This window comes from Streptococcus sp. HMSC078H12 (assembly GCF_001814615.1).
GTDB lineage: Bacteria > Bacillota > Bacilli > Lactobacillales > Streptococcaceae > Streptococcus > Streptococcus salivarius_F.
The window spans coordinates 1-4,871 of sequence record NZ_KV817334.1 but is presented as its reverse complement, the minus strand read 5'-3'; the positions used below and the strand labels follow the sequence as shown (position 1 = coordinate 4,871).

General features: G+C 40.2%; 2 protein-coding genes. Both read right to left on the bottom strand.

The annotated features are described in order from the left end of the window. A partial coding sequence (locus HMPREF2979_RS06535) for an accessory Sec-dependent serine-rich glycoprotein adhesin (protein ID WP_148132232.1) occupies positions 1-2,510 on the bottom strand: 2,510 nt, incomplete at its 3' end. Positions 2,511-2,964: 454 nt separating this feature from the next. After that, positions 2,965-4,871, bottom strand: a 1,907-nt coding sequence (locus tag HMPREF2979_RS06530; RefSeq protein WP_261787300.1) for a MucBP domain-containing protein, incomplete at its 5' end; no start/stop codon positions are given.

Here is a 4,871-nt window from a genome sequence, read left to right as displayed (position 1 = left end):
GAAGTCGAAACTGAGTTTGACTCGGATTGTGATGTCGATGTTGATTCACTCTCTGAAGTTGAAACTGAATTCGATTCTGATTGTGACGTTGATGTCGATTCACTTTCTGAAGTTGAAACTGAGTTTGACTCGGATTGTGACGCTGATGTCGACTCACTTACTGACGCTGACTCTGAGTTTGATTCAGACTGTGATGTTGACGTTGATTCACTCTCTGAAGTCGAAACTGAGTTTGACTCGGATTGTGACGCTGATGTCGACTCACTTACTGACGCTGACTCTGAGTTTGATTCAGACTGTGATGTTGACGTTGATTCACTCTCTGAAGTTGAAACTGAGTTTGATTCAGACTGTGACGCTGACGTTGATTCACTTTCTGAAGTCGAAACTGAGTTTGATTCTGATTGTGATGTTGACGTTGACGCACTCTCTGAAGCTGAAACTGAGTTTGATTCTGATTGTGATGCTGAAATTGACGCACTCTCTGAGGCTGAAACTGAGTTCGATTCAGACTGTGATGCTGAAATTGACTCACTCTCTGAAGCGGACTCTGAGTTTGAGACAGACTGTGATTCTGATACTGACTCACTCTCTGAAGCGGACTCATAATTTGAAATTGATTGCGACGCTGATGTTGACGCACTCTCTGAGGCTGAAGTTGAATTTGACTCCAACTGTGACGTGCTTACTGAGGCACTCTCTGAAGCTGAGACCGAATTTGATTCCAACTGTGATGTGCTTACTGAGGCACTCTCTGAAGCGGAGACTGAATTTGACTCCAACTGTGATGTGCTCACTGAAGCACTTGTTGAGGCACTTTCAAGAAGACTTTCTGAAATACTCTCTGAAAGAGATGCTGATGCTTCCTCTGATTGAGAAAGAGAAGATGAAACAACCTCTGACTCAGATGCTGAAACTGATGCAGATTCTACCTTACTTGTTGATACAGATTGAGACTCTACTGTTGAAGCACTTTCTACGAGGCTCTGAGAAGCACTTAGAGATGCACTCGTTGTATCAGCTTCAGATTCAGACTCGATAACCTGACTACCATTAAAGAAGTTAACGGCAATCGTATCTGTCTTACCTGCATAAGGCGAGAATGTGAAGGATGTATCATCACCAGTGATTTTAGCAGTCCAAGTTGTTGTCAGACCATAGCTTTGTTTAGCCTGATAAGCATTCATTTGGAAACCTTGCCCCCAACTGTAACCACTACTATCTGATGTTACTGGTGTTGTATTAGCCCTAGGATTTGCAACTTGGTTACCATTTTTATCTGTAATATAAGACGTTACACTTGTCGGAGGAGTAAGTCCCTTACCTAAAGTAAACATCGTTTGTGTTGATGTCCCAGTATTATAGATAGAATATCCAGGAGACATTCTTGAAATATTTCCAAGGGTTGATGTTGCAGGATTAACATAGGTAACAGTGTAGACAAAATTCAGATTTGACCCGTCATTTGTCACTTTCAATGTATAGTAAATTGGAACATTATAGTTTGTATCTGTTCCAGTTCCTGTATAAACCTTAGTCTCACCAGTCGCTAGGTTAAGGTTTGAAGTGATAGCTGGAGTGCCATTCACTGTAGAGTTTCCATTAAAACCAGCATTTGTCAGCTTGGTCATCATGTTATCAACGGCATTACCAAGACGCTCACGCTGTTCTGCGTAAGCTGCGTTTGTTGCTGATGCCGCAATCAATGTTGTTGACTTAGTGACTTCTTCTTGAACTGTTGTAATAGCAGTTTGGATTTCAGCCTTAGCCGCTGTGTCTGTTAATTTTGCTTGGTAGTTTTTAGCGATATTAACGAGCAATTCTGCTTCTGAAACGTTTTGATCCAAGACAGTTTTTTCATCCTCTTGGCTTGCAGTTTCTGAAGCAACTGAGCTTGTTGAAGTTGCTGAATCAGAAGCTGAGTCTGAGTTTGAACCACTTGTGCTTTCAGTTTCTGACTGGCTATCAGAAGTTGAATACTCCTTGCTGAGTGATGCAGACTCTGAAATGGCTTGTGACAATTCAGCAGAAATTGATTGAGAAACAGATTGTGATACTGAAACTGATGCTTCCGTGCTTGCTTGAGCATCTACTGAAGAGCTTGTAGACTCTTGGCTTGTTGATGCTACTGTCGAAGCTTCTGAAGCTGGCGCCACACTCAATACAACTGACTCAGAGTTGACTGCCACATCTTGATTAGCAGTTACTTGGCTTTCCAAAGCTGGAGTTGTCGTTTCTTCCGCTTGGGCTGTATAAGTTGCCACTGCGCCTCCAGCCACCGCTCCCGCTGCTGCAATCCCTTTAAGAAGAGCTTGCCCAGAGAGAAGCGGTGTTTTTTCTTCAACACTTTGCGCTGAAACTGATGGCGCATCCGCCCCACCTTTAACAACCTTGAAAAGTCCAAAGTTGGATGTCGCAGCACGAAGCCATTGCTTACCTGATTTAATCAATTTAAAACGAGTCACGCGATCTGTTTCACGGTACTCCCCTTCGTTCCTTCTAAAAAACATATCTACTCCATTCTTGTTTTATGTATTAAAACTCACCGATAAATTTTATCATAAAATTCTTGTAAGTTCTAATATAAACTATTATTTCCCTCAAAAAAGATTGCAAACGCTTTATGCTGTATAAATACTGAAAATGCTTGTTTCATGGCATTTTCACCCATCTTACATTTTGCAAAATAAAACTTAAAGTTATCTTAAAATTCAAACCCTACTCCTTCTACATCTAAGATTTCAGCTTACTAAACTAATCCTCTCCTCTATAATACTAAGACCAAATAAGACTTAGACTAACAATTAAAATAGGCTCTCTCATTTTCAAGAACAACAAAAAGACACACCCCATATCGGAATGTGTCTTTTTAGAACGAAGCTAATCGGCTTATTCTTACTTAAGAGTAGTTAGTTTTTATTAGGACTAGTCACTCATAAGTTTTAGGGGTAAGTCGAAGGAATATTATTCCTCAGTTTTTTTGCGTTTTGCCGCAAGAGCCAATCCAGATGCAGTTGCAAGCAATCCAAGAGCTGCTGTAGCTGCTACGTTAGACTCTTCACCAGTGTTTGGCAATTGTGCCATTTCTTGTGCAGGTTTAACTGGAGTAGCTTTAGCTGGAGCTTTAGGAGCTGGATCAACTGGTTTACCTGGAGTTGGTTGTTCAGGTTTACCTGGAGTTGGTGTTACTGGTTTTTCTGGAGTTGTATCGACAAGTTTGTAAACGTAAGTTACGTTCTTATCGCCTTCGATTACTTTACCAGTTACTGGGTCAGTTGTAGTCAAGTGACCATCACCATCTACAGAACCTACTGGGTAGTTACCTTGTGGTACCAATTCGTAAACTTTACCATCAGCAGTAACAATTGTCTTAGGACGGTTATCGATTACTGTATCGTAATCTTTACCTACTGGTTGACCAAATTCATCTGTTACAGATTGTTTGATAGTGTTACCATTTTCATCTACATAATGAACGTAAACATTACCCTTAGGTTGTGCTGGTTGTTCTTTGAGTTTGTAGATGTAAGTAACATCTTTACGTCCTTCGATAACCTTACCTGTTGTAGCGTCTGATGACTCAAGGTGACCTTGTCCATCAACTTTACCTACAGTGTAGTTACCTGCTGGTACCAATTCGTAAACTTTACCATCAGTTGTTGTGATAGTCTTAGGACGATTATCAACTACTGTATCGTAGTCTTTATCGACTGGTTGATCTTTTTCATCAACAACTGAAGTCTTGATTGTCTTACCTTCAGTATCTTTATAGTGAACGTAAACGTCACCTTTCACTTCTTTGTAGACGTAAGTGATGATTGAACGTGGTTTTTCAACTTTACCTTTCATTGGATCAGATGATTCAAGGTGTCCATCGCCATCAACTTTACCTACTGGGTAGTCACCTTTCGGTACGATCTTGTATGTCTTACCGTCTGGAGTCTTGATTGTGTTAGGTTTTTCACCTTCCTCAGTTGTGTTATATGGAGTATCATATGGTGAGTTTGGTGTGTCTTGACGAGGTTTCTTGATTTCTTTACCTTTTTCGTCTACGTAAGTGATGATTACGTCACCTTCTTTAGGTTTCGTTGGATCTTCTTTAAGTTTGTAGATGTAAGTAACATCTTTACGTCCTTCGATAACCTTACCTGTTGTAGCGTCTGATGACTCAAGGTGACCTTGTTCGTCAACTTTACCTACATTGTAGTTACCTGCTGGTACCAATTCATATGTCTTACCTTGGAATTGGATTTCTTTTGGACGGTTGTCAATTACTGTATCGTAATCTTTATCAACTGGTTGATCTTTTTCATCAGTGACATCATCTTTAATTGTGTTACCGTCAGTGTCTTTATAGTGAACGTAAACGTCACCCTTCACTTCTTTATAAACGTAAGTGATTGTTGATTTAGGTTTATCAACTTTACCTTTAATTGGGTCAGATGATTCAAGGTGTCCGTCACCGTCAACTTTACCTACTGGGTAGTCACCTTTTGGTACGATCTTGTATGTTTTACCATCTGGAGTCTTGATTGTGTTAGGTTTTTCACCTTCCTCAGTTGTGTTATATGGAGTGTCATATGGTGAGTTTGGTGTATCTTGACGTGGTTTTTGGATTTCTTTACCATCATTCTCACGGATGTAAGTGATGATTACTTCACCAACTTTAGGAGTTTCACTTTCTGACATTGATTGAGAAACTGAAACTGAAGTTGATTCAGAGCTTGAAAGTGATTCTGAAACTGAAGTTGAAGTTGATGTAGATTCTGAAAGGCTAGCAGATGCTGAGTATGATTCAGAAGCTGATACTGATTCAGATACAGAAGTTGATTCTGAAGAGCTTGCTGATTCTGATGCAGATACTGAAGCTG